Source organism: Nitratireductor sp. PBL-C9 (assembly GCF_050877045.1).
Lineage (GTDB): Bacteria > Pseudomonadota > Alphaproteobacteria > Rhizobiales > Rhizobiaceae > Nitratireductor > Nitratireductor aquimarinus.
Genome location: NZ_JBPAXW010000008.1, coordinates 153,625 through 178,660, shown reverse-complemented (window position 1 = coordinate 178,660; position 25,036 = coordinate 153,625). Strand labels below are relative to the sequence as shown.

Below are 25,036 nucleotides of genomic sequence, written 5' to 3'. Positions count from 1 at the left end.
CGGCCCGAGCAAGGGGAAGACAGATGACGGCTGCCGATATGACAAAACAGAAGCTGACGGTGCGGCTTTGCGGTCCGCGTGGTTTCTGCGCGGGCGTTGACCGCGCCATCCAGATCGTTGTTCTGGCCCTGAAGAAATACGGGGCTCCGGTCTATGTCCGCCACGAGATCGTGCACAATCGCTATGTGGTGGAGGGCCTGCAGGAACGCGGCGCCGTGTTCATCGAAGAGCTGAACGAGATCCCCGAGGAGCACCGCGACAGCCCGGTTGTGTTCTCCGCGCATGGCGTGCCGAAATCGGTGCCCGCCGATGCGCAGAACCGCAACCTGTTCTATCTCGACGCCACGTGCCCGCTCGTTTCCAAGGTGCACAAGCAGGCCATGCGGCACCACCGGCTTGGCCGCCATGTGCTTCTGATCGGCCATGCGGGTCATCCCGAGGTGATCGGCACGATGGGGCAGCTGCCGGAAGGCACGGTGACGCTGGTGGAAACCGTGGAAGGCGCGAACGCGCTGGTGCGCCCGGAAGGGGTGGAGCTTGGCTTCGTCAGCCAGACGACGCTTTCGGTGGAGGATACGGCGGACATTCTGAAGGCGCTTGAAGAGCGTTTTCCGGATCTGCATGCGCCGGCAGCCGAATCCATCTGCTACGCCACCACGAACCGCCAGGAGGCGGTGAAGAAGGCTGCGCCGGGGGCGGACCTGTTTCTGGTCGTTGGCGCGCCGAACTCCTCCAATTCGCGCCGTCTGGTGGAAGTGGCGGAGCGCGCCGGCGCAAAGCGCTCGCTGCTGGTACAGCGCGCGTCCGAGATCCCGTGGGACGAGGTGGGCGGCATTCGCGTGCTCGGCCTTTCGGCTGGCGCCTCTGCCCCCGAGATCATCGTCAACGAAATCATCGATGCGTTCGGCGAGCGCTTTGACATCAATGTCGAGCTCGCGATCACGGCCGAGGAGACGGAGAATTTCCCCGTCATGCGCGCCATCAGGGACGTGGAATTGACCAGCGCCGACATGGCCTTTGTGAACGGCAACGCATAAGCATGGCAGTCTATACGGATATTACCGAACTCGAACTCGGTGCGCTCCTGAAGGAATACGACGTCGGTGATCTGCTCTCCTACAAGGGCATTGCCGAGGGGTCGGAAAACTCCAACTACATGCTGCACACGTCGAAGGCGGCGTTCATCCTGACGCTTTATGAGCGGCGGGTGGAGCGCTCGGACCTGCCGTTCTTTCTGGGGCTAATGGAGCATCTGGCGCAGAATGGCGTGAACTGCCCGCTGCCGGTGCACCGGCGCGATGGCGTGGTGGTGAGCGAGATTGCCGAACGGTCTGCTGCGCTGATCACCTTTCTGGAAGGGATGTGGCTGCGGAAGCCCGCGCCAAGGCACTGCCGCGAAGTGGGCAAGGCGATGGCCGGCATGCATCTCGCCGGGCAGGGCTTTGAGCTGACGCGGCCCAATGCGCTGACGGTGGGCGACTGGCGTCCGCTCTGGGAGAAGGCAAAGCCGCGCGCCGACGAAGTGGAGCCGGGGCTGGTGTCCGAAGTGGAGGCCGATCTGGCCGCTCTGACGGCAGGCTGGCCGCAGGACCTGCCCACCGGCATCATCCATGCCGATCTCTTCCCCGACAATGTGTTCTTCCTCGGCGACGAGGTGTCGGGCATCATCGATTTCTATTTCGCCTGCAATGATCTCCTGGCCTATGACATCGCCACCTGCCTGAATGCATGGTGCTTTGAGGCGGATGGTTCCTACAATCTGACCAAGGGGACGGCGCTGCTCGAGGGCTATCAGTCCGTGCGGCCGCTGGAGCAGGCCGAGATTGCGGCGCTGCCGCTTCTGGCGCGCGGTTCGGCGCTGCGCTTCATGCTGACGCGGCTCTATGACTGGCTGACGATCCCTGACGGCGCGCTGGTGAACAAGCGCGACCCGATGGAATATGTGCGCCGTCTGCGCTTCCACCGGCAAATCAGCTCACCTTCGGAATATGGGATCGGCATAAAGTGACAAGCGTGGAAATTTACACCGACGGAGCCTGCTCGGGAAATCCGGGGCCGGGCGGCTGGGGCGCGCTGCTGCGCTTCAACGGCACGGAAAAGGAACTGTCGGGCGGCGAAGCCGAGACCACGAACAACCGGATGGAGCTTCAGGCAGCCATCGAGGCGCTGAGTGCGCTCAAGCGGCCCTGCGACGTCGATCTCTACACGGACAGTGTTTATGTCCGCGACGGCATTTCCGGCTGGATCGAGGGCTGGAAGCGCAATGGCTGGAAAACGGCTGCCAAGAAGCCGGTGAAGAATGCCGAGCTCTGGCAGGCGCTGGACGAGGCGCGCCGCCGCCACCAGATCAAGTGGCACTGGGTGAAGGGCCATGCGGGCCACCCCGAGAACGAGCGCGCCGACGCACTGGCGCGGGCCGGCATGGAGCCGTTCAAGAAGAACCGCCGCTGAGGCGCGAAGCGCTGCGGGCAGGCGCCCATTGATGCAAAAAGGCCGGCCGAGATGTCTCGACCGGCCTTTTCCATTCAGTATCAGGCCTGAAGCTGTTCAAGGATACGGGCGGCGCCGCTGGTCTCGGCCTCGCCGGGATTTTCCTCGACATTGATGGTTTTCACCACGCCGTCTTCGACAATCATCGAGTAGCGCTTGGAGCGGCTGCCAAGTCCGGCGACCGACAGGTCGATGTCGAGGCCGAGCGCCTTGGTGAAATCGCCATTGCCATCGGCGATGAAGGTGATCTTGTCCTGCGCGCCGGTGAAGCCCGCCCAGGCCTTCATGACGAACGCGTCATTGACCGAGACAACGGCAATGTCGTCCGCGCCGCGCGAACGGATTGCATCGCCATTCTCGACGAAGCCCGGCAGATGGCTGTTGCTGCAGGTCGGAGTGAAGGCACCCGGAACGCCGAAGACGACGATCCTGCGACCGGCGAAGAAATCAGGCGTTGCGACATCCGTCGCGCCATCTCCCTCAACCTTCTTGAAGGTGATCTCGGGAATGCGATCGCCAACCGATACTTTCATCTGGGACTCCTGAAAAACGTTTAAAATCAAATTGTTTTAGGGGATTTCGGATTCCCCCATGACGGCTTTCTCGCCGGCCGTCAGCGTATATATAAGAGCGCTGCCTTCAAGTTTCCCGCCTGCGTCATCGAATATTTCAACAACGAAGTTTGCCGTCTCATTCTTTTGTTCTGCGAGCTTCGGCGCGCCCAGATGGCGCGACAGGCTGTGGTCGATGAAAAGAAGAGGAGACTGTGCGCCTTCAGGCAGGCTGGCGGTCAGGGTCAGCGCGTCGGCACTGCGGCTGATATGCGTTATCCCGAAGCCCGCGCCGGCAGGGTCCGGCAGGTGTGCAAAGGCGCGCTCAACTGCGAGCGCGTCGGCGGCGTTATCGGCATCTGCTCCGGGATCGAACAGGAAAGACGCCTGAAAGGGAATGCAGATCGTTTCGCAGATGCCCAGAAACACGTCAGCGTCGATCAGCGCCACGGCGTCCGGCCGGTCCATCGTGAAGGTGACGGGGAGCGATACGGAGTGTTTGTAGCCCGCCCATGTCACATCGCCGTCCTGAATGCGCTGTGGCGGCGGAAACTGCATGTCGACTGCGCTGACATGGGTGCTGCGCGAAACATCAAGCTGCGGCGGGATGCCCGCCGCACCGGGGTTGCGCCAGTAAGTCTTCCAGCCGGGCTTGAGTTCGATCTCCAGCGCGCCTTTGAGACGCCCCCCGGCGTCGGGCAGGCCGCTGGTGACGATGCGCACGGCCCCGCCCTCGCTCTGCTGCCACTGGCTGGAAGCGGAGAGGGCAGGCGTGGCCAGAAGCAGGGGCAATGCGAGCGCGATGTGTCGAATCATGGATGGAGAGTGCAGCGGCGTGGTTCGGGCGGCAACACACGCTTACGCGCACTGGCATCATAAATGCGTGAGCGCTGGGCCGGTCCGGGAATACATCCGCCTTTCAAGCTTCATGAAAACGCGCTAGGCTGTCTGCATGGAAATTTAGGGTGAAATCCAAGGGTATAGCAAGGGAATGACGGGACTTCCGTATCTGGAAAACCACTTCCTGATCGCGATGCCGGGCATGCGCGACGAGCGTTTTGCGCGCGCAGTCATCTATCTGTGCGCCCATAGCGAGGAAGGCGCGATGGGGCTGATCATCAATCAGCCACAGCAGCTCGCCTTTCCAGACATTCTGGTGCAGCTCGGCATTCTGGAGCAATCCGAAGCCATCCGGCTTCCGCAGGAAGCGCGCGACATGCCGGTGCGCAATGGCGGTCCTGTCGACCGCAGCCGCGGTTTCGTTCTCCATACGGATGACTATGTTGTGGAATCGTCCATGCCCGTTTCAGAAAGCATCTGCCTGACCGCGACGGTCGACATGCTGCGGGCCATTTCGCTCGGGCAGGGGCCGCGCCACGCGCTGATGGCGCTCGGCTATGCCGGATGGGGCGCAGGCCAGCTTGAAATGGAGATCGGCGAGAATGGCTGGCTTACATGCCCGGCCACGCCACAGCTCGTTTTCGAAGGTGATCTCGAGCACAAATATGAAGGCGTTCTCGCCACCATCGGTGTCGATGCGGCCAATCTGAGCCAGGTGGCAGGCCACGCCTGAAGCGGCTCATCGTTTCATGAAAATTGCCGGGCGGGTCGCCGCCCGTTTCATACCGGGTCATCCCGGGCTTATGCATGAAGCCCGGGAAGGAGAGCTTTTGTCGCTCTCTTGAGGCGCATGTTTCGCCTTATGACCTTGCAGCAGTGGTGTGCTCGAAGAGGAGCCTGTCGGTGGCTTCTGCATCTGCGGGCTCGCCGAAGATGAAGCTCTGCGCGTAATCGCATCCCATTTCCGCAAGCTGTGCTGCGTCCTGCTCGTCGACCACGCCTTCGGCGACGACCGAGAGTTCGAGCTCCTGCGCCATGCGCACCATGGAACGGACGAGAACGAGCCCACGGGGGCTGTGATCTTCCAAGAAGCGGCGGTCGATCTTGATCGTGTCGAACGGGAAGCTGGAGAGATAGGAGAGGGACGAATACCCGGTTCCGAAGTCGTCCAGCGACAGGCCGATGCCGATTTTCCTGAGCTTCTGGAGCACATGGGCGGATTGCTCGGGATTGTCCATGACGATCGATTCGGTGAGTTCGAGCCGGAAGCCTTCCGGCCGGATGCCGGAGCGCGCGATGACGGAACGGACGTCGCCGACAAGATCGCGCCGGATGAGCTGGCGGCTTGAAAGATTGACCGAGACGAAGAGCGGCGTGTCCCTGAACTGCTTCTGCCAGCGATAGAGGTCTTCTGCCGATTTCTGCATTGCGAAGTGGCCAAGCTGAACGATCAGGCCTGAACTTTCGGCAATCGGAATGAAGTCCGAGGGAGAAATGGCGCCACGGCGGGGGTGATCCCAGCGCAGGAGCGCTTCAAAGCCCGCAATGGAACGGTCCTCAAGGCGGATGATCGGCTGATAGACGAGCTTGAGCTCGGAGCGCTCGATGGCGCGGCGCAGGTCCGATTCCATGCGCAGGCGATTGTTGTCGATGGAGCGGAATGCCGGGCGGAACGGTTCGATGCGGTCGCCGCCAAACCGCTTGGCCTGATACATGGCCAGCTCGGCGTCCTTCAGCATTTCCTCGGCCGACTCCTGCGTGGCAGTCCAGGAAATCAGGCCGATGGAGGAAGTGAGCACGATTTCGCGGCGGGCGAAGGTGACCGGCGTGCGGATCGCCTGTTTCACCGCATCGGCAACGGCGGCGATGCGCGCGGGCTCCTGCTCGGACAGAAGGATCATGGCGAACTGATCGCCGGAAAGACGGCACAGCGAATCGCGCGGCTTGAGCAGGCGATGGAGCCGGCGCGCGATGGTGAGCAGGATCGTGTCGCCGACCGAGATGCCAAGCTCGTCATTGACCTGCTTGAAGCGGTCGATGTCGATGACGAAGACGGTGGGGCGCACCTGCTGTTCGGTGCGTGCGATGGAGATGATCGCGTCGAGCCGGTTCAGGAACAGTTCGCGGCTGGGCAGGCCCGTCAGATTGTCGTGGACGGCGTCGTGCAGGAGGCGCTCTTCCGCCTTCTTCTGTTCGGTTACGTCGACCATGGTGCCGACGCAGCGGATGACCTCGCCATCAGAGCCGATCACGGGGCGGGCGCGCAGATCAAACCAGTGATAGTGACCATCGGCGCCGCGCAGGCGGAAGCTCTGCGAGATGCGGCCGCGGCGCTGCTCCAGAACCACGTCGAGCGTGGTGCGGAACGTATCGCGGTCTTCGGTGTGCAGGTTCGAAAGCCAGTCGCGGGCAGGGCCGTGAAGCGCGCCCACGGGCAGGCCGAGCTGGCGGCTGACATCGGGCCGGGTGATGATGCGGTCGCGCGAAACGTCCCAGTCCCAGACCACGTCGCCGGAACCGGAAATGGCGAGCGCCTGGCGCTCCATGTCGCTGAACAGGCCCTGGAAGAGCGCACCGCCGGCAAAGGCGTGCTGCATGACCGTGAAGCCGATGAGAAGGATGATCAGGATCAGGCCGCCGCCGATGGCCGGCTGCACGATGTCGTTGTCGAGAACGCCCGTTATGGCCATCCAGGAGGCGACCATCCAGGCGATGATCATCACCCAGCTTGGCACCAGCATGATGGCGCGGTCATAACCCTGAATGCTGAGATAGACGATGATGCCGAGACCGACCACGGCGGTGGCCGCAAAGGAGATGCGCGCGATGCCGGCGGCGGCGGCGGGATCGATGATGGCGAAACCGGCAATGATGCCGAGCCCCAGAACCCAGGCGAGCAGGCCGTAGCTGAAATGGTCGTGCCAGCGATTGAGGTTGAGATAGGCGAAGAGGAAGATGACCAGCGTGGCGGCAAGGCCGACTTCGGTGCTGGCGCGCCAGATCTGCTCATTGCCGGGCGTGATCTCGATGACCTTGCTCAGGAAGCCGAAATCGATGGAGATATAGGCCAGGACCGCCCAGGCGAGCGCTGCGGTGGCCGGGAACATCGAGGTGCCCTTGACCACGAACAGGATGGTGAGGAAGAGGGCCAGCAGACCGGCAATGCCAAGGACGATGCCGCGGAACAGCGTGTAGGCGTTCACCGTGTCCTTGTAGGCGCCGGGATCCCAAAGATAAATCTGTGGCAGGTTCGGCGAGGAAAGCTCGGCGACGAAGGTGACGACCGAACCGGGGTTGAGCGTGACGCGGAATTCATCGGCATCGGCACTTTCCTGACGGTCGAGCGTGAAGCCGGAACTTGGCGTGATCGCTGCGATGCGCTGGGAGCCGAGATCGGGCCAGATGAGGCCGGAGCCGACCAGTCGGAAATGCGGGGCGACAATCAGGCGGTCGAGCTGCTGATCCGTCGTGTTGGCGAGCGCAAAGACCGCCCAGTCGCCGGTGGAGCGCTCATCCTGGGCTTCCACCTCGATGCGTCGCACAATGCCATCGACATCCGGCGCCGTGGACACCTGAAACGCTTCGCCCTGACCACGATAGATCTCCACCGCGCCCGACAGGTCGAGCGCCACGTCATCGCGTGCAATCTTGATCGGCTCGATGGCGTGCGCCATGCCGATTGAGGACACAAGAGCGATGACAATGGCGGCGATGGTCGCAAGGGATGCGAAGAAGTTTGAGCGCGACAAGGAAATCAGCCTCGTGTTTCTAATGCAGGCACATGACGCTCCTCGGCGACCAGCGCATAAAGACAGTGATCACGCCAAGAACCGTTGATCCTGAGATAGGACCTGAGCAGGCCTTCGCGCTGAAATCCGGCTTTTTCAAGTAAACCGACAGATCGTTTGTTGTTTGGAATACAGGCCGCTTCCAGACGGTGCAACCGCAAGGTCTCGAATGCAAAGGGAATGATGAGACGCACCGCAGCAAGCATCATGCCGCGTCCCGCATAACGCTCGCCCATCCAGTAACCGATACTTGCGGTCTGGGCGACGCCGCGGCGGATGTTCGACATGGTGATGCCGCCGGCGAGCGCACCGGTCCCGGCATCGAAAACGAAGAAACTGACACCGGTGCCATTGTCATATTCGCTGCGATAGCGCCTCAACCGGTGTCGAAAGGCGCTTCTGGACAGCTCGTCAAAGGCCCAGCTCGGCTCCCACGGCACGAGGAAATTGCGGCTTTCCTCGCGCAGTGCCGCCCACTCCGCATGATCGGACATGACAGGGCCCCTGAGGAACACTGTTTCGCCCTTGAGCGCCGGAGGCGGGCGGCGGAAGAAGGGCACGTCCAACATATGGCGGGGCGGTCCTACACGGCGAGTTTGCGCGGCATGGGCCCCTGATCGGTAAGTGCGTCCTGGATCGTCTCAAACGGTGCGAGCGTGCCCACGGGGCCGATGGCCGCGAGGGTTGGCTTGGAGGTGAAGAGACGCTGAGACAGGTCCGTCAGGCGGTCCACGGTGAGGTTGGAAAGGCGGTCCATCAGCTCGTCCACGTCGATGGGGCGACCGTAAAGCAGGAGCTGGCGGGCGATCTGCGATGCGCGGCTGGCGGGGTTTTCCCGCGCCATCATCAGGCCTGCGCGATACTGGGCGCGGGCCCGGTCAAGCTCGTCCTGACCGATGCTTTGGCCGGCTTTCTGCAATTCGCCCAGAAGAAGGGGAACGAGTTCCTCGATGTCGCTCTTTCCGGTGGCGGCGTGGATGCCGAAAATGCCGGAATCGGAAAAGCCCCAGTGGAAGGCGTAGACCGAGTAGCACAGGCCGTGCTTCTCGCGCACTTCCTGGAACAGGCGGGACGACATGCCGCCGCCGAGAATGGTGGAGAGCACCTGTGAGGCATAGAAGTCGCGCATGTGGTAGGCGCGGCCCTCAAAGCCGAGGATGATCTGCGCATCCATCAGATCGCGATGCTCGCGGAAATCACCGCCCACATAGTGCGCATATTGCGGGGCGACGCCTTCGGCCTTGCTGCGGAAGCTGCCCAGACGGTTTTCCACCTCGCGCACGAAATCCTCGTGCTTCAGGCCGCCAGCGGCGACAATGACCATGCGGTCAGCGGAATATTGCCGCTCAAGGAAGCCGCGCAGCTGATCGGAGGTGAAGGACTGGACGGTTTCGGGCGTGCCGAGAACCGAGCGGCCAAGCGCCTGGTGGCGGAAAGCGGTTTCGGTGAACCGGTCGAAGACGATGTCGTCGGGAATGTCGTGCGCAGCGCCGATCTCCTGGAGGATCACGTGCTGTTCGCGCTCAAGCTCATGGGGATCGAACTTGGAATCGGTCAGGATGTCGGAAAGGAGTTCGACGGCCAGCGGCATGTCTGCGCTGAGAACACGCGCGAAGAACGCGGTGGTCTCGACGCTGGTCGCGGCGTTGATCTCTCCGCCAACATCCTCGATGTCTGTCGCAATCTGGCGAGCGGTGCGCTTGCTCGTGCCCTTGAACGCCATGTGTTCAAGGAGATGCGCGATACCGTGCTCGTTCTCATACTCGTTGCGCGAGCCGGACTTGACCCAGATGCCCAGCGCAACGGTTTCCAGATGTGGCAGGGTTTCGGTGGCGACCGTCAGGCCGTTCGACAGACGGCTTACCTCAACACCCATATTGACGTGACTCCCTGAACAATACTTAACGCGCCGCACGTGCGTGGCGGCTGATGTGATCCTGCAACAATTTTAAGTCTGAGGGAACGACTGTAAAGGATTCTTTCCGTTCCATAAGATCGCCGAGCCACGCGGGAAGGGGCGGCTCAACGCCGCTGGCGTCCTTGACGGCCTGTGGAAACTTGGCCGGATGGGCCGTCGACAAGACGACCATGGGCGCGCTGGACGCTTCAAGTCCGCGCGCGACCTTCACGCCGGTGGCGGTGTGCGGATCCAGCAGATAGCCGCTTTCCTCAAGCACGGAGCCGATGGTGGCGGCGGTCTCGGCCATGTCGGAACGGCCGGCGGCGAATTCCGCACGGATCGCCTCAAGCGTCTTTTCCTCGACGGTGAAGCTGCCCGACTGTTTCAGCGACTGCATGTAGCGACGGATTTCGTCGACATTTCCGCCGGAGGCGAAATAGAGCAGGCGCTCGAAATTGGAGGACACCTGAATGTCCATCGAGGGCGAGGTGGTGGGAACCACGCCTCGGGTCGCATATTCGCCGGTGGCGAGCGTGCGGGCGAGAATGTCGTTGTCGTTGGTGGCGATCACCAGCTGGTCGACCGGCAGGCCCATGCGCTTGGCGGCGTAGCCTGCGAAGATGTCGCCGAAATTGCCGGTCGGAACCGTGAAGGAAATCGTGCGATCCGGTCCACCGAGCGAGAGGGCGGCGGTGAAGTAGTAGACGATCTGGGCCATGACGCGCGCCCAGTTGATCGAGTTCACGCCGGAGAGCGAAACGCCGTCGCGGAAGGCGTGATCGTTGAACATGTCCTTGAGCAGGGCCTGGCAATCATCGAAATTGCCCTTCACGGCCAGAGCGTGAACATTGGGCGCGCCGGACGTGGTCATCTGGCGCTGCTGGACCGGCGAGACGCGGCCCTCGGGGAAGAGGATGAAGACATCCGCGCGCTCGGTGCCGGCAAAGGCCTCGATGGCCGCGCCGCCCGTATCGCCGGACGTCGCACCGACGATGGTGACGCGCTCGCCGCGCTCGGCCAGAACGTGATCCATCAGGCGCGCCAGAAGCTGCATGGCTACATCCTTGAAGGCGAGCGTCGGCCCATGGAAGAGTTCGAGAATGAACTCGTTGGGGCCGGTCTGCACCAGCGGGCAGACTGCCGGATGGCGGAAGGTGGCGTAGCTTTCCTCGATGATGCGGCGCAGGGTCGCCGGCGCGATCTCGTCTCCCACGAAGGGGGAGAGGACGCGGAAGGCGATCTCGCTGTAGGAAAGGCCGCGCATGGCGCGAATGTCATCGGCCGAGAAATGCGGCCACTCGCGGGGAACATAAAGACCGCCGTCGCGGGCGAGGCCCGCAAGCATTGCATCGGAAAAGCCGAGCGCCGGCGCGTCGCCACGCGTGCTAATGTAATCTGTCGCCATACGTCGTATTGCCTCATGAACTGCGAGGAAGAACAGCCGGTGCGGACAAGAGCCCTTCGCATTCCGGCCGCGCGTCTGATATAGAGCATGATCTGGACGGGTGGGAACCGGTTTTCCACTCAAACCGCATGGAAATTGATTGTCGATGACGGGTTTTCTGGCAATTGCCGCCGAAATCTGTCATTTCTCCGCTGCCTTTTGCCGGTTGAACTTCAGTCGGCTTCGGGCGCGCGCAGATTCACGGGGCATGTCACTTGGTCAATTATCGTCTTTTCGTCAGTTCCATACTGCTTTCCGCCGCCGCTTTTGTTTCCGGCTGTCAATCCGATGACGCAACCGGGGGCATGAACCTGCAGTCCGGCAACAACACGCAGACCCAGGTCGCGCAGACGGGCGATCAGCCGGTCGAGACGATCCTCGAGAGCGAGCTGCGCGCCTATTGCCCGTCTGTTTCGCTGCGCGAGGGCACGGCCTATTTCACCACCTACAAGAAGGGTGCGCAGGGCGAGGCCGGTCAGGAAATCTATCAGGCGTCCATCACCGATGTGACGCGCAAGTGCAGCTACAACAATGGCGCGTTCAGCATGACGGTCGCCGTTGCCGGCCGCGTGGTGCCGGGCCCGCTTGGCAAGACCGGAACGATCACCATGCCGATCCGCATCGTCGCATTACGCGCCGGTGAGGTGGTCTATTCCAAGCTGTTCAAGCACCAGGTTTCCATCGGCGATACGGCGGGCGCGACGCAGTTCATCTTCAACGACCCGAATGTCACGATTGCCGGCAAGCCCGACCGCAGCGTGCAGCTGATGGTCGGCTATGACGAAGGTCCGACCAGCGGTCGCTAGAGCAGCGGCAGCATTGCGGGATAAAGAAAAAAGCGGGAGCCGGGCTCCCGCTTTTTTTATTTGAATATCAGTCGTTTCCGATTCCCGTTTGAATCGGAATTTCAGGAACGGTCGCTCAGGCGTTTTCCGCCCATTCAGTGAGCGCGGCCAGAACGGCAATCAGGTCCTGGAAACGGTGGATGACCGTCTCGGCTCCGGCTTCCATCAGAAGGTCGGCATGGCCCGGCTGGATGTGCGAACCGCCGGTAAAGCCGATGACGCGCATGCCTGCGGCCCTGGCTCCGGCAATGCCGTGCACGGAGTCCTCGATGACGAAGCAGTTTTCCGGCCTCGCTCCCATTTTCTCGGCGGCGTAGAGGAAGACATCGGGCGCAGGCTTTGGCTGGCGCGTCGGTGTCTCAAGAGCCGAATAGATGTGGCCATTGAAGAGGGGCAGCAATTGCGTGCGGGTGAGCATCGCTTCCACCCGGTCATGGCTCGAATTGGAGCAGACGCATTTGGGCAGGGGAATGCGGGCCACTGCCTCGTGGACGCCGTCGATGGCCTTTACGTCCTTGCGCACCTTCCGGTCCACCTCGCTTTCGGCGCGGTCGATCAGCGTGGCCTGAAGCGGGGCCTCGGCATTTTCCTCGATGGACAGGAGAATGTCCTTGAAGGTGAGGCCCGCATAGCGGCTGGCAAGCTCTTCCGGCGTAATCTCGAAACCGGCCTCGGTCAGCACGCGCGCTTCGACGCGCGAGGCGATGATTTCCGAATCGACGAGAACGCCATCGCAATCGAAGATGACGAGTTCGGGAGCTGGCATGGCAAGACCTGTCCTTTTGGGGAAGCGGATGAATAAGCTCGGGGCGGCATAGCCCTTATGCCGCCCCGAAACAACTGTCCGGCAGATATGGCCCGGCCTTCGGGCTATTCTATGACGATCCCGGTGCGCTTGCCGGCAGCCACCGCCGCCTTCTGGCGTTGAGTGTTTTCTAACGGCCCTGAATGTCTTTCTTGCCCTTGAGAAACTTGGTCCGGCAAGCACCGGGAGCGGAGACAAAGAGAGCAGCTGCAACACCGACCTCGCAATTCGCTTCGAGTCCTTACGGAATATTTACCATCTTCCGTAACCATAACGGCAGGTTAATAGTCCGAGTTAGAGGTCAGTCCATGTCCGCCGTGCGTCGTATCGATGAGCTTGCCCCCGAACCAAAGAAGGCCGAATGGCTCGATACGATCATTAAGGGGGACTGCGTTGCAGCTCTCGATCGTTTGCCCGAGAAATCCGTCGACGTGATCTTTGCCGATCCGCCCTACAATCTGCAGCTTGGTGGTGATCTGCACCGTCCGGACCAGTCGCGGGTCGACGCGGTGGATGACGCCTGGGACCAGTTCGACAGCTTTGCCGCCTATGACGCGTTCACCCGTGCATGGATGCTGGCCGCGCGCCGCGTTCTGAAGCCGAATGGCACGATCTGGGTGATCGGCTCGTATCACAACATTTTCCGCGTCGGCACGGTGATGCAGGATCTGGGCTACTGGCTGCTCAACGACATTGTGTGGCGCAAGACCAACCCGATGCCGAACTTCCGCGGCCGCCGGTTCCAGAACGCGCATGAGACGATGATCTGGGCTTCGCGCGACAAGTCGACCAAGGGCTACACCTTCAATTACGAAGCGCTCAAGGCTGCCAATGACGATGTGCAGATGCGCTCGGACTGGCTGTTCCCGATCTGCACGGGCAAGGAGCGCCTGAAGAATGATGACGGCGGCAAGCTGCACCCGACGCAGAAGCCGGAAGCGCTTTTGGCGCGCGTCATGATGGCTTCGACCAAGCCGGGCGACGTGGTGCTCGATCCGTTCTTCGGCTCCGGCACGACCGGCGCGGTGGCCAAGCGCCTCGGCCGTCACTTCGTGGGCATCGAGCGTCAGGACGAGTACATTCAGGCGGCCAGCGAACGGATCGCCGGCATCGAGCCGCTGAACGAGATGGATCTGGCGCAGATGCAGGGCAAGCGCGCCGCGCCGCGCGTGGCCTTCGGCAGCCTGCTTGAGGCCGGTCTCATGCAGCCGGGCACGCAGCTTTGCGATTCCAAGCGTCGCTGGACGGCCAATGTGCGCGCGGATGGCACCATCGCCATCGGTGACGAGGCAGGGTCGATCCACCGCATCGGCGCACGTGTTCAGGGACTTGAGGCCTGCAATGGCTGGACGTTCTGGCACTTCGAGGAAGAAGGCTGCCTGAAACCGATCGACAGCCTGCGTCAGATCATGCGTGACAACATGCAGGGCGTTGCCGCCTGAGCATGAAGACAGGCGACTTCAGGGAGAAGCCTGAAGTCGCTTTTTTCATGGGAATACAGGCAGGTGGAGCGCTTTTGCGACTCTCTGCGTGATTCTTCGCATTGACCGTTAAACGGCGAAACCATACCCGCCGAGATCGGCGCGCAGTTTCTCCGCTCCGGTGAAATGAACGGCCTGCCAGCCGGCGGCCTTCGCCCCTTCCACATTCTTTTCGCTGTCATCGATGAACAGGGTCGCCTGCGGTTCCAGACCGAAATTCCCGGCATGGGTGTCGTAGATTGCGCGGTCGGGTTTGATGATGCCGATCTCGCCGGAAACGGTGACGCCGCGCGGCTTCTCCAAAAAGGGATAGCGCCTGCGCGCCTCGGCATAGGTGTCGGCTGCGAAATTGGTCAGCATGGTCACGTCGTGCCCGGCGTCGACGAGCTTCTCCAGAAGCGCGACCGAATCATCATAGGCGTGCGGGACCATTTCGTGCCAGTGACGGCGGAAGGCGCGGATGTTGTCTTCCTCATGCGGGTGTTCGGCGATGAGCAGGGCCTCGGCCTCGCGCCAGTCGCGCCCGCGATCCTGCTCCACGTTCCACGCGCCGGTGCAGACGTTTTCAAGAAACCAGCGGCGTGCGCCGTCATCCGGGATCAGGCGGCGATAGGGGATTTCCGGGTCGTAGTGCAGCAGCACTTTGCCAATGTCGAAGACGATGTGGCGGATCTCACTCATGCGGTTCTATCCCTGTCTGCGTTTTTTCGTGGCTCCGGGTATTGCAGCTTCAATTGCTTTTTTCATGACGGTTGGCAGCGCCTCGCCCGGAAGGGCGTCGGGGGCGGACCACCAGCCATCGCCGGCTGGCGCATTTTGCGGCAGTTCAGCGCGAAAGACGGAAAGCTCGAGGGCAAAATGGGTGAAGACGTGGCGGATCGCGCCTGCCGCCTGCCAGTCTGCGGGGAAGGGCGCTGCGGTGGTGTCGCAGACGCCATCCTGCCGAGCGGTCCACTGGCTGCCGGGCACTTCGGTCATGCCGCCCAGAAGGCCCTGCGGCGGACGCTGGCGCAGGAGCACCGCGCCATCGGCGCGCATTGCGACGAAGGCCGCACCCTTGCGGACGGGCTTTTCCGTTTTGGGAGCCTTCACGGGGAAGCGCTCGGCCGTGCCTTCGCGCCGGGCCGTACAGCCCTCCGTGATGGGGCAGAGTGCACAGGCGGGCTTGCGTGGCGTGCAGATCGTCGCGCCCAGATCCATCATGGCCTGCGCGAAATCGCCGGGCCGGTCGTGCGGCAATGCCGCGGCGACACGGGTGCGGATTCCCGGCTTTGCCTGCGGCAGCGGGGTCTCGATCGAGAAGAGCCGGGTGATGACGCGCTCGATATTGCCATCCACAACGGCGGCGGGTTGATTGAAGGCGATGGCGGACACGGCGGCGGCAGTATAGTCGCCGATGCCCGGCAGCGCCTTGAGGCCGGCCTCGGTGTCGGGAAAGCGGCCGCCATGTTCGGCAGCAACGGTCTCGGCGCATTTCTTGAGATTGCGGGCGCGCGAATAGTAGCCGAGCCCCGCCCAGGCCTTCATCACGTCGTCGGTTTCGGCGGCGGCGAGCGCCTCGACGGTGGGCCAGGCCTCTACGAAAGCCTCGAAATAGCTTTTTACCGCGCCGACCGTGGTTTGCTGGAGCATGATCTCGGACAGCCAGACGCGGTAGGGATCGGGCAGGACGCCGACAAGGGTTTCATGCGGCGGGGTGCGCCAGGGCAGGTGCCGGTGGTGGCGGTCGTACCAGGCCAGAAGCGGGCGCGAAAAATCGGTCGAAGATGCTTGCGCGTCGGTGACCGACGCTTCCGTGCGTGCCATACTGGAGAGGAACTCAATATGCGTTGCGGATCAATTCGAGAAATCATGTCATGACAGGGAAGAGGCGTTACGGCAATCCCGTTGCGGTGAGCGACATCGCCACCGGTATTCTCGACCCGGTGATGCGCAAGCGCGCCGGGCTTTCGGTGGAACTGGTGCAGTCGTGGAGCGAGATCGTGGGCGAGCGGCTGGCGCTCAGCACGCAGCCCGAAAAGCTCGCATGGCCGCGCCGCCGGCACGAGGACGATCCGTTTGAGCCGGCCACGCTGGTGATCGCCTGCGAGGGAGCGGCCGCTTTGCGCCTGCAGCACGAGACGGGCGAGGTGATTGGCCGGGTGAATGCGTTTCTGGGCTTTGCAGCCGTGGGGCGCGTGAAGATCGTTCAAAAGCCGGTAAAGGTTGCGCCACAGCGCCGCCCGCGCCCGAAGCGGGCACTGACCGCCCCGGAGAACGAGCGGATCGATCAGCTGACCGCAGGCATTGAGGATGATGCGCTGCGGCAATCGCTCCAGAAACTGGGTGAGAGCATTGCGCGCAAGCGCGGGTGAGCCGATCACCAAAACGTGATAGGGCGCTTGCTTTAGAAAATAACGCGCTTGACCCAAATTCGCCCGAAACGCCCGCTTTGTGGCGTTACGCTAGGCAACACTCCAAGACGAACAGGTGATTCTTCATGTCCGAAATGATCCAGCGCCGCAGACTTCTTCTCTCCATGGCCGCCTTGCCGGCGCTTGGACTGGGACTGGCCGCGTGCTCCGACACCAATGCCGAAGCCAATGCGGGCAAGCCCGGGACGGATCCGGTGACGACCGCTTCGGTGGATGCGCCTGCCTCGACCGGTTCGGTGGACATGGAGAAGCTGCTTGAAGAGGGCGCGCTCGAAGACAAGGTGCTGGGCGACGAGAACGCGCCGGTGACCATCGTCGAATATGCCTCGATGACCTGCAGCCACTGCGCCACCTTCCACGTGCGGACCTATCCGGAACTGAAGAAGAAATACATCGACACGGGCAAGGTGCGCTTCATCATGCGCGAGTTCCCGTTCGACCCGCGCGCTGAAGCCGGTTTCATGCTGGCGCGCTGCTCGGGCGACAATTACCACGCCATGGTCGACGTTCTGTTCAAGCAGCAGAACAACTGGGCGCCGGTGCAGGATGCGCAGACGGCGCTTCTGAACATCTCCAAGCTTGCCGGTTTCTCGAAGGAGAGCTTTGAGGCCTGCCTGACCGATCAGGAGCTTCTGACCAAGGTGCGCGCAGTGCGCACGCGCGGCGCGGAAGAATTCGGCATCGACGCGACGCCGACCTTCTTCATCAACGGCAAGAAATATTCCGGCGCGCTGTCCATCGACGAAATTTCCGCCGTAATCGACGGTATGCTCCAAGAGTGACTGATTTCGCCACCGGCTCCGGCCGGTGGCGCTTTGTTTAAAAGGTTTTTGTTTTATGCGTTTGCTTTCGGTGCGCCCCGGATGTTTTTCCGGGCGCGGCCATGGGGACGATCATCGCGGTGGTCGTCGTTTTTTGAAGTCTCTGGCGCTTGTTCTGGCGCTCTTTGGAACCGGATTTTCTGCTGATCGAACCATGGCTGCGATGGCTGCCGGGGTGGACGCTGAATTGCTGCTCGAGGCCGGTGGCCTTGAGGAGAAGGTGCTCGGAGAAGCCGGCGCGCCGGTGACGATCGTGGAATATGCGTCGATGACCTGCGCTCATTGCGCGCGCTATCACACCGAGACGCTGCCGGAGCTCAAGCGCAAATATATCGAGACGGGCAGGGTGCGCTACATTGTGCGCGGCATCCCGACAGACCCGCGCGCGGAAGCCGGTCTGATGCTTGCCTATTGCTCGAAAGGCAATTATTTCAACGTCTCCGATCTCCTTTACAAAACCCAGTCTGAGTGGGCCTGGGCCAAGGATGGGCGCTCTGCCCTGTTGAAAACCGCCAGAATTGCGGGATTCTCACAGAAGAGCTTCGAAGCTTGCTTGACGGACCGCGAGCTTCTGGATGAAGTCAGAGCAATGCGCAATTGGGGTTTGGAGCGCCTGGGGATTGAGGCCGTTCCTACGTTCTTCATCAATGGGATGAAGCATTCGGGAGCCATGTCGATTGACGAAATGTCGGCGATCATCGACGGCATGCTTTAGCGGGCAACGCAATTGCCTGCCGCTTTCGCGCGCGCTGGCGCGGGTGAGGGCGGCATGAAGTTCACCAAACTGCGCCTTCTGGGCTTCAAATCCTTTGTCGAGCCGGGTGAGTTTATCATCGAAAGCGGGCTGACCGGCGTGGTCGGGCCGAATGGCTGCGGCAAATCCAATCTGGTCGAAGCGCTGCGCTGGGTGATGGGCGAAAGCTCATACAAGAACATGCGCGCCTCCGGCATGGACGACGTGATCTTCTCGGGCTCGGGAACGCGACCGGCGCGCAACACGGCCGAGGTGACGCTGTTTCTCGACAACAGCGACCGCACCGCGCCGGCCTCCTACAATGATGCGGATGAATTGCAGGTTTCGCGCCGGATCGAGCGCGAGGCGGGGTCGGTCTATCGCATCAACGGCAAGGAAGCGCGCGCGCGTGACGTGCAGCTTCTGTTTGCGGACCAGTCAACCGGCGCACGCTCGCCCTCCATGGTGGGGCAGGGGCGCATTGGCGAACTGATCCAGGCAAAGCCGCAGGCGCGCAGGGCGCTTCTGGAAGAGGCGGCCGGCATTTCCGGCCTGCACTCGCGCCGCCATGAGGCCGAACTCAGACTGCGCGGTGCGGAGCAGAATCTCGAGCGGCTCGACGATGTGGTGAGCGAACTCGACAGCCAGATCGAAAGCCTCAAGCGTCAGGCCCGCCAGGCATCGCGCTTCAAGAAGCTCTCCGCAGAAGTGCGCAAGGCCGAGGCTATCCTGCTTCATCTGCGCTGGTCATCGGCCAAGAGCCAGGAAGCGGAGGCGCAGAGCGCGCTTTCGCAGGCGACCGCGCTGGTTGGCGAGACCGCCAGCGGCCAGATGGAAGCCGCCAAGGCGCAGGCGATTGGCGCGCACAAGCTGCCGGAACTGCGCGACGCGGAAGCCGCCGCCGCCGCCGCCCTGCAGCGCCTGACCATTGCGCGCACGCAGATCGAGGAAGAGGCAAAGCGCGTTCAGGCGCGAACGCAGGAATTGCAGAAGCGGATCGATCAGCTCAACGCGGACGTTGCGCGTGAAGAGCAGATGGTGCGCGACAATGCGGAAGCGCTGGCGCGGCTTGCCGAAGAAGAAGAGACGCTGAAAGAGGCCGAGGACGGCGCGGAAGGCCGCGATATCGAACTGCAGAATGTGTTCGAGACGGTTTCCGAGGAGCTTTCGGCAGCGGAAGAGCTGCTTTCGCGGCTGACGGCGGAGAAGGCCGAGGCATCGGCGACGCGTCAGCAGGCCGAGCGCGCGATCCGCGAGCAGGCCGAGCGCCGGGACCGGCTGGCGCGGCAGGTTGCGACCATGGATGCCGAGCTTCAGGAAATCACGGGCCGGATTGCCGGTCTGCCTGACCCGGCCGAAAAGCGGCTTCTGATGGAAGAAGCCGCGGAACGCGTGGAGATGGCCGAAGACGCGGCTGCGGAATGCGAAGAGCGGGTCGCTGCCGCGCGTGAGACGGAACAGGCTGCCCGCCCGCCGTTGCAGGAAGCACGCTCCGAGCTTGGGCGTGTGGAGACGGAAGCGCAGACGCTGCGCAAGATCCTGAACGCCGGCGGCGCGGATCTTTATCCGGCGGTGCTTGAGCAATTGCGCGTGGAGCGCGGCTTCGAGACCGCGCTGGGCGCAGCGCTGGGCGAAGATCTGGACGTGCCGCTCGACAGTGCGGCTCCGGTCTATTGGGGGCCGTCCGGGGTTTCGGCGGATGATCCGGCGCTGCCGGAAGGCGTCATGGCGCTCGCTTCCGTGGTGAAGGCTCCGGAACAGCTTGCGCGCCGGCTCTCGCAGATCGGCATCGTGGATGCGGAAGACGGGCCGCGCCTTCAGAAGCTTCTGAAGACCGGGCAGCGTCTGGTGGCGCGCGATGGCGCACTGTGGCGGTGGGACGGCTACCGCGCCAGCGCGGATGCGCCGACGGCTGCGGCGCAGAGGCTGGCGCAGAAGAACCGGCTTGCCGAGCTCGATGGCGAAGTGATCGAGGCGACGGCGCGACTGCACGCGGCGGAGACAGCGCTGGCGGATGCGGAACACGCGGTGAAGGCTGCGGTGGAAGCCGAGCGGCGCACCCGTGAAGAAGGGCGCGAGGCGCAGGCGGCGCTCAGCCGCGCGCGCGATGCGCTGGCGAGTGCGGAAAGGGCGGCAGGCGAGCTTTCCAGCCGCCGGATGAGCCTCGAAGAAGCGCGTGGCCGCGTTGTCGAGGATCACGAGGAGGCCGTGGCTTCGACCATGGCCGCCGAAGAGGCGCTGGAGAGCGCGCCCGACATCACCGAATTGCAGGCGCGGCTTGATCAGCAGTTTGCCGGGGTTTCGGCAAAGCGCGCGGCGGTGGCCGAAGCGCGGGCAGCCTATGAGGGGTTGCGGCGCGAGGCCGATGCGCGCCGGCGCAGGCTCGAGGCGATTGCCGCCGAACGGCGCAGCTGGCAGTCGCGCGTGGAAAATGCTGACCGGCACACGGCAGCGCTCTTGCAGCGCCGTGGCGACACCGAAGCGGAGCTGGAGGAGCTGGCCGAGGCTCCCGAAGAGATCGAGATGCGTGGCCGCGCGCTGCTTTCCGAAATTTCAAAGGCGGAAAATCTGCGCAAGGAAGCTGCCGACAAGCTGCAGGAAGCAGAGAACCGGCAGGCGGAGCTGGACAAGCTGGCGACCGCAAGCATCCAGTCACTTTCCTCGGCTCGCGAAAGCCGCGCCCGCGCGGAAGAACGCGTGACTGCGGCGGAAGAGCGGCGCAAGGAAGCCGAGGCGCGCATTCAGGAAGTGCTGAACGTGCCGCCGCACAAGGTGCTGGCCATGGCGGAGCTGGAACCGGATGCGCCCATGCCGGAGATCGCCGATGTGGAGCGGCGTCTCGAACGCTTCAAGATTGAACGCGAGCGGCTCGGCGCGGTCAATCTCAGGGCTGAGGAAGAGCAGTCGGAACTCAGCGAACGGCACGGCACCATCGTGACCGAGCGCGAGGACGTGATCGAGGCGATCCGCAAGCTGCGGCTGGCCATCCAGAACCTGAACAAGGAAGGCCGCGAGCGCCTTCTGGCCGCCTTCGATGTGGTCAATGAGCAGTTCCAGCGCCTGTTCACCCATCTCTTCGGCGGCGGCACGGCGGAGTTGCAGCTGATCGAGTCCGATGATCCGCTGGAGGCAGGGCTGGAAATTCTCGCGCGCCCGCCCGGCAAGCGTCCGCAGACCATGACGCTGCTTTCCGGTGGCGAGCAGGCGCTGACGGCCATGGCGCTGATCTTCGCCGTGTTCCTGACCAATCCCGCACCCATCTGCGTGCTGGACGAGGTGGACGCGCCGCTCGACGATCACAATGTCGAGCGGTTCTGCAACCTCATGGATGAGATGGCGGCGTCAACGGATACGAGGTTCGTGGTGATCACCCACAACCCGATCACCATGGCGCGCATGAACCGTCTGTTCGGCGTGACCATGGCCGAGCAGGGCGTCAGCCAGCTGGTCTCTGTCGACCTCCAGACCGCCGAGCGCCTGCGCGAGGCAGTCTAGCATCTCGTTGCGGCCTGCCTGATCCGTCGTTTCGGGAAAATCAGGATGCGTGTCGAGATGCAGGATCGCCCCGCTCGCTCTCACGACTCGCTCCATACGGCCAGCTCATTGCCTGCCGGATCGGTGAAGTGGAAGCGCCGGCCACCTGGAAAAGAGAAGATCGGTTTGACAATCTCGCCGCCAGCTTCCCGCACGGTGGCGAGCGTCGCTTCCAGATCCTCCGAGTAAAGGACGGGGAGCGGTTTCCGGGTCGCGTCCGGCGCGCCGTCGAAGCCACCGTCGATCCCCTCGTTGAAGGCTGCGTATCCGGGGCCGTAATCGGTGAAAGACCAGGAAAAGGCCCGTGCGTAAAACGCCTTGACGCTGTCGATGGTGCCGCCCGAAGCGGGCATTTCGATATAGTCGAGCTTTCCGGTCTGGCGCATGACAACCTCCATTGTTCTTGATTTGTTCTAATTCATCTTCGTCTTGCTTGCAAGTCCTGAAGCAGATGCGCCGTGCTCTCGCGAAATGTCTGTGACGGGACTGGTAGAATGCGTCGGCAAGGTTCCCGGAAAATATTCGCGGAGACGGATGATGACGGAAGACCCTTTCGACCTTCAGCGCTTCGTGACGGCGCAGGCGGACTGCTTTGACGAGGCGCTGGGGGAGTTGCGCGCGGGGCGCAAGAGAACGCACTGGATGTGGTTCGTGTTTCCGCAATTGCGTGAGCTGGGGCGCTCGCCAACTGCATTGTTCTACGGTCTGGTTTCGCTTGATGAAGCGCGTGCCTATCTCGCGCATCCGGTTCTTGGGCCGCGCCTGCGCGCTGCTACGGAAGCGGTGAGGACGGGGCCGGGTGGTTCGCTGCATGAGATTTTCGGAACGCCGGATGACCTGAAGTTTCGCTCCTGCATGACCCTTTTTGCCTGCGCCACGGAGCAGGGCGACAGGCTTTTTTGCGAAGCCATGCGGCAGCTTTGCGATGGGCGCGCGGATGAAGCGACGCTTGGTTTTCTGGGGGTTAGACCGTCGGAGTGCTGCCCGCCCGATCCATAGCGGTGGCGCGCGGGGGCGGAGGCGTGGCAGCGCGCATCGCGCCGGGCGGCTTGCCGATGACGCGCTTGAAGGCGCGGCTGAATGCTGCCTGTGAGCCATAGCCAAGGCGGTGTGCTGCCGTTTCGATGGCCAGCCCCTCGCGGCTGATCCACTGTGCGGCGATGCGCATTCTCAGCTCTGTCAGATAGCGCACGGGCGTCATGCCGGTGACGGTCTGGAACCGCTCGGCAAAGACGGAGCGGGAGCTGCCCATTTGCCTTGCCAGTTCGGCGACGGTCCAGTCGCGACCGGGGTCGCGGTGCAGGGCGGCGATCACATGACCAAGGCGCGGATCGCGCAGCGCCGCCACCCAGCCGCTTGAGCCGCCGCAGCCGCATTCGACCCAGGAGCGGACGATGAAAGCGGAAACCACATCGGCAAGCCGCGCGAGGATGCCGGCAAAACCCGCGCGGTCTCCCCGTGTCTCACGCTCCATCGCGTCGAGGATGGGCAGGATTTCCGGATAACGCTCCAGAAGCGTGGACACGCGCATGACATCGGGCATGAGTGCGACGAGCGGGTGCATGCTGCCCAGATCGAACTCCATGCATCCGGAGAAGATGAGCGCATCGTTTTGGCGATCCGGCTCGTTCGAACAGGCAATGATCTCTTTGACATCGCGGCAGAGCGGCCTGGCCTGGAAATTCGTGATGCACTGGCTCTGAAAGTCCGGCTCGGAGAGGAGAGCGTGTTCACCGCCGCGCGGCAGAAGAACGGCGTCGCCGGTTTCAAGTGTGTGAAGCGTGTCGTCAGGGCCGCGAAGGTAGACGGGACCACGGCCCACGAAGTGAAACTGGGCCCGCCCTTCGATGGTGCCGTAGCGAATGCCGAAGGGCGGCGTGATCTGGGTGCGGTGATAGGACATCCCGTAAAGGCGCATGCCCATGAGCAGTTCGCTGACCAGATCCGGATTGGCGAGTGATGGTGGTGTTTCGGCGTTTCGATCAATCATTCCGGTTTTTGTGACATGGTTCGTCCGGAATGTCCAATCTATCTCTTTTGCACTGCAAAACAGATTGCATGCGAAAGGAAAGACAGATGGACGAAGCCCCGCAGTGGACAGGCGCGCAGGCCAGCCGGCAACCGGCCTGGGGCGCAGTGATTTCGATGACCCTAGGCGTGTTCGGGCTGGTGACGGCGGAATTTCTGCCGGCAAGCCTTTTGACGCCGATGGCGACTGATCTCGGTATTTCGGAAGGGATGGCCGGACAGGCGGTGACCGCGACGGCACTGGTGGGGCTGGTGGCGAGCCTGCTGATCTCTGCGGTGACCCGCAGCATCGACCGGCGGCGTGTGCTGCTGTCGTTCACGGTGCTTCTCATTGTGGCCAACCTGATGGTGGCGTTTGCACCGAACCTGCCGGTTCTGCTCACGGGCCGGGTTCTGCTGGGCATCGCGCTTGGTGGCTTCTGGGCCATATCGACGGCGGTGGCGATGCGGCTGGTGCCGGAGGCGCTGGTGCCGCGCGCGCTTTCGATGATCGTGAGCGGCGTGGCCGCGGCAACCATCGTCGCCGCGCCCCTTGGCAGCTATGTAGGGGAGATGTGGGGCTGGCGCAGCGTGTTCCTGCTGGCAACGGTTCTCGGAGCGATCACCTTTGTGGTTCAGTTCGCGACCCTGCCGGCGATGGCTCCGAATGCGGCAACCCGGCTTCGCACGCTGGTGGATGTGCTGGCGCGGCCCGGTGTGGGGTGGGGCCTGCTGGCGGCGATGCTGGTGTTTGCCGGTCATTTCGCCTTCTTCACCTATATCAGGCCGCATCTGGAAAACGTGACGGGTGGGAGCATCACGGCCGTTTCGGGCATGCTGCTGGGCTTTGGCGTGGCCAATTTTCTGGGGTCGCTGTTTGCCGGCCTTCTGGTGGAGCGCAGCCTGCGCCGCACGCTGATGACCGTGCCGCTGGTGATGGGGCTTTTGGGCTTCGCTCTTCTCTCGGTCGGCTCATTGCCGCTGGCGAATGCCGTGATGATTGCGCTCTGGGGGCTGGCGTTCGGCGCCGTTCCGGTGAGCTGGTCCACGTGGCTGGCGCGGACGGTGCCGGATCAGGCCGAAAGCGCCGGCGGTCTTCTGGTGGCGGCAATCCAGTTTGCCATCGCCATTGGCGCGGCAGGCGGCGGGCTGATTTTCGATGTCGGCGGCGCGCAGGGCGTGTTCAGCGTTTCGAGCGTGGTGCTGGTACTGGCGGCGGTGATGATCTTCATCCGCGTTCGCCCGCAGGTGGTGGCAGCGCCTGCCTGACGCAGCGCGGAAAAAACAGAACGGTTGCGGGATGGGGCGATAGCCTCGTCCCGTCTGCTTTGGCAAGCAGAAGCACTGTTGCCCTTGTCACATGTAGAACTGTTCCATTCCCGG

Annotated in this window: 23 protein-coding genes; 12 read left to right on the top strand and 11 right to left on the bottom strand. The window is 63.0% G+C overall.

The genetic code is table 11. The features are described 5' to 3' along the window. Positions 1-23 precede the first annotated feature (23 nt). The 3 genes from ispH to rnhA are packed head-to-tail and all read left to right on the top strand — an operon-like array spanning position 24 to position 2,451. A complete protein-coding gene (gene ispH, locus ACRTG1_RS17510) occupies positions 24-1,037 on the top strand; it encodes a 4-hydroxy-3-methylbut-2-enyl diphosphate reductase (protein ID WP_113154532.1) in 1,014 nt (337 codons plus the stop codon). Positions 1,038-1,039: 2 nt separating this feature from the next. Next, a complete protein-coding gene (locus ACRTG1_RS17505) occupies positions 1,040-2,008 on the top strand; it encodes a homoserine kinase (protein WP_432516734.1) in 969 nt (322 codons plus the stop codon). Then, a complete protein-coding gene (gene rnhA, locus ACRTG1_RS17500; protein WP_113154534.1) occupies positions 2,005-2,451 on the top strand; it encodes a ribonuclease HI in 447 nt (148 codons plus the stop codon). Before ACRTG1_RS17505 ends, rnhA begins: the two co-directional genes overlap by 4 nt. Before the next feature lie 80 nt (positions 2,452-2,531). On the opposite strand, the gene ACRTG1_RS17495 is transcribed toward rnhA, so the two are convergent. Both ACRTG1_RS17495 and ACRTG1_RS17490 read right to left on the bottom strand, forming a co-directional pair. Continuing rightward, positions 2,532-3,023 (bottom strand): peroxiredoxin, encoded by a 492-nt coding sequence (locus ACRTG1_RS17495; RefSeq protein ID WP_206545852.1) that lies wholly within the window; start codon positions 3,021-3,023, stop codon positions 2,532-2,534. Between the two features lie 36 nt (positions 3,024-3,059). Next, positions 3,060-3,857: a protein-disulfide reductase DsbD domain-containing protein gene (locus tag ACRTG1_RS17490; protein WP_432516733.1), complete on the bottom strand. Its 798-nt coding sequence runs from the start codon at positions 3,855-3,857 to the stop codon at positions 3,060-3,062. A 175-nt stretch (positions 3,858-4,032) separates the two neighbouring features. Here ACRTG1_RS17490 and ACRTG1_RS17485 point away from each other — a divergent pair, with 175 nt between their 5' ends. Beyond that, entirely contained in the window at positions 4,033-4,614 is a 582-nt protein-coding gene (locus ACRTG1_RS17485; RefSeq protein WP_113154537.1) for a YqgE/AlgH family protein, read from the top strand. A gap of 127 nt (positions 4,615-4,741) precedes the next feature. Here the strand turns inward: ACRTG1_RS17485 and ACRTG1_RS17480 are convergent, their stop codons facing one another. From ACRTG1_RS17480 to thrC, 4 genes are all read right to left on the bottom strand, one after another. Beyond that, positions 4,742-7,555 carry an EAL domain-containing protein gene (locus ACRTG1_RS17480; protein WP_206546027.1) on the bottom strand — a complete coding sequence of 938 codons (2,814 nt, stop codon included), beginning with the start codon at positions 7,553-7,555 and terminating at the stop codon, positions 4,742-4,744. A gap of 80 nt (positions 7,556-7,635) precedes the next feature. Further along, positions 7,636-8,238, bottom strand: a complete 603-nt coding sequence (locus tag ACRTG1_RS17475) for a GNAT family N-acetyltransferase (protein WP_113154538.1) — start codon at positions 8,236-8,238, stop codon at positions 7,636-7,638. 14 nt (positions 8,239-8,252) lie between these two features. Next, complete coding sequence (locus ACRTG1_RS17470; RefSeq protein ID WP_206545854.1) at positions 8,253-9,545, bottom strand: M16 family metallopeptidase; 1,293 nt, start codon at positions 9,543-9,545, stop codon at positions 8,253-8,255. Positions 9,546-9,570: 25 nt separating this feature from the next. Continuing rightward, on the bottom strand, positions 9,571-10,974 hold the full coding sequence (gene thrC, locus ACRTG1_RS17465; protein WP_297562976.1) for a threonine synthase: 1,404 nt from the start codon (positions 10,972-10,974) through the stop codon (positions 9,571-9,573). 344 nt (positions 10,975-11,318) lie between these two features. Between thrC and ACRTG1_RS17460 the strand changes: the two genes are divergently transcribed. Then, entirely contained in the window at positions 11,319-11,819 is a 501-nt protein-coding gene (locus tag ACRTG1_RS17460; protein ID WP_222473843.1) for a hypothetical protein, read from the top strand. 115 nt (positions 11,820-11,934) lie between these two features. Here ACRTG1_RS17460 and ACRTG1_RS17455 read toward each other — a convergent pair whose 3' ends face one another. Further along, a complete protein-coding gene (locus ACRTG1_RS17455; RefSeq protein ID WP_432516732.1) occupies positions 11,935-12,624 on the bottom strand; it encodes an HAD family hydrolase in 690 nt (229 codons plus the stop codon). Positions 12,625-12,971: 347 nt separating this feature from the next. On the opposite strand from ACRTG1_RS17455, the gene ACRTG1_RS17450 reads away from it, so the two are divergent. Next, on the top strand, positions 12,972-14,105 hold the full coding sequence (locus ACRTG1_RS17450; RefSeq protein WP_206545857.1) for a site-specific DNA-methyltransferase: 1,134 nt from the start codon (positions 12,972-12,974) through the stop codon (positions 14,103-14,105). Between the two features lie 108 nt (positions 14,106-14,213). Here ACRTG1_RS17450 and ACRTG1_RS17445 read toward each other — a convergent pair whose 3' ends face one another. Then, entirely contained in the window at positions 14,214-14,825 is a 612-nt protein-coding gene (locus ACRTG1_RS17445) for an HAD family hydrolase (RefSeq protein WP_206545858.1), read from the bottom strand. Positions 14,826-14,831: 6 nt separating this feature from the next. Then, complete coding sequence (gene mutY, locus ACRTG1_RS17440; RefSeq protein ID WP_432516731.1) at positions 14,832-15,950, bottom strand: A/G-specific adenine glycosylase; 1,119 nt, start codon at positions 15,948-15,950, stop codon at positions 14,832-14,834. Between the two features lie 50 nt (positions 15,951-16,000). Here mutY and ACRTG1_RS17435 point away from each other — a divergent pair, with 50 nt between their 5' ends. The 4 genes from ACRTG1_RS17435 (at position 16,001) to smc (ending at position 21,607) form a co-directional block, all read left to right on the top strand. Beyond that, entirely contained in the window at positions 16,001-16,498 is a 498-nt protein-coding gene (locus ACRTG1_RS17435) for a DUF721 domain-containing protein (RefSeq protein WP_206545860.1), read from the top strand. 125 nt (positions 16,499-16,623) lie between these two features. Continuing rightward, positions 16,624-17,340 carry a DsbA family protein gene (locus ACRTG1_RS17430; protein ID WP_432516730.1) on the top strand — a complete coding sequence of 239 codons (717 nt, stop codon included), beginning with the start codon at positions 16,624-16,626 and terminating at the stop codon, positions 17,338-17,340. 25 nt (positions 17,341-17,365) lie between these two features. Further along, positions 17,366-18,094: a DsbA family protein gene (locus tag ACRTG1_RS17425; protein WP_317089074.1), complete on the top strand. Its 729-nt coding sequence runs from the start codon at positions 17,366-17,368 to the stop codon at positions 18,092-18,094. A gap of 54 nt (positions 18,095-18,148) precedes the next feature. Next, positions 18,149-21,607 carry a chromosome segregation protein SMC gene (gene smc / locus ACRTG1_RS17420; protein WP_432516729.1) on the top strand — a complete coding sequence of 1,153 codons (3,459 nt, stop codon included), beginning with the start codon at positions 18,149-18,151 and terminating at the stop codon, positions 21,605-21,607. Positions 21,608-21,687: 80 nt separating this feature from the next. Here the strand turns inward: smc and ACRTG1_RS17415 are convergent, their stop codons facing one another. Continuing rightward, complete coding sequence (locus ACRTG1_RS17415) at positions 21,688-22,032, bottom strand: VOC family protein (protein WP_206545862.1); 345 nt, start codon at positions 22,030-22,032, stop codon at positions 21,688-21,690. Between the two features lie 151 nt (positions 22,033-22,183). Here ACRTG1_RS17415 and ACRTG1_RS17410 point away from each other — a divergent pair, with 151 nt between their 5' ends. Further along, positions 22,184-22,645: a DUF1810 domain-containing protein gene (locus ACRTG1_RS17410; RefSeq protein WP_432516728.1), complete on the top strand. Its 462-nt coding sequence runs from the start codon at positions 22,184-22,186 to the stop codon at positions 22,643-22,645. Here the strand turns inward: ACRTG1_RS17410 and ACRTG1_RS17405 are convergent. Continuing rightward, the gene (locus ACRTG1_RS17405) at positions 22,611-23,636 is read right to left on the bottom strand and encodes an AraC family transcriptional regulator (RefSeq protein ID WP_432516727.1); all 1,026 of its coding nucleotides are present in this window, start codon (positions 23,634-23,636) and stop codon (positions 22,611-22,613) included. The genes ACRTG1_RS17410 and ACRTG1_RS17405 overlap by 35 nt on opposite strands. 86 nt (positions 23,637-23,722) lie before the next feature. Here ACRTG1_RS17405 and ACRTG1_RS17400 point away from each other — a divergent pair, with 86 nt between their 5' ends. Further along, positions 23,723-24,922: an MFS transporter gene (locus ACRTG1_RS17400; RefSeq protein WP_432516726.1), complete on the top strand. Its 1,200-nt coding sequence runs from the start codon at positions 23,723-23,725 to the stop codon at positions 24,920-24,922. The last annotated feature ends 114 nt before the right edge of the window (positions 24,923-25,036 follow it).